Source organism: Salinimicrobium oceani (assembly GCF_012037645.1).
In genome coordinates this window covers 1-482 of record NZ_JAAVJR010000504.1, presented here as the reverse complement: position 1 = coordinate 482, position 482 = coordinate 1, and the positions used below count along the sequence as shown (strand labels likewise).

Here is a 482-nt window from a genome sequence, read left to right as displayed (position 1 = left end):
AACCTTAAAAGAATTATTCCTAACCTTATCGAGTGGACTGCAGAAAAAGGTAAAGATTATGAAGATCTTGAGACCATGTATGAGCAGGTGCTTGGACAGTACAACCGTTACATGGGCCATGTTGCAGCCAACGTAGGAGGAGTGATCAAAGAAAGTAAGACCTACGACCAGGAAGGTGCTGTTTTCTTTCACGTTACTCCCGAAAAACAAAGAACTGCGATGAAATTCCTTCAGGATGAATTGTTCTCCACTCCGGAGTGGTTGATCGATCAGGAGATCTTTAACAGGATCGAATTTGACGGAAACGTGGAAAGAATTAGAGGTACTCAGGAAAGAACGCTTAATAATTTGCTTGACTTCGGAAGAATGGCAAGACTGATCGAAAATCGGGAAATCAACGGAAGCAGTGCTTACGGACTCCTGGATATGATGCAGGACCTTAGAACCGGAATCTGGAGCGAATTAAGAAGAGGACAAAGCAT

Annotated in this window: 1 protein-coding gene; it reads left to right on the top strand. The window is 43.2% G+C overall.

Annotated features, from left to right (window positions below):
• The coding region (locus HC175_RS17945; RefSeq protein ID WP_209310068.1) for a zinc-dependent metalloprotease at positions 1 to 482 on the top strand (482 nt) is incomplete at both ends.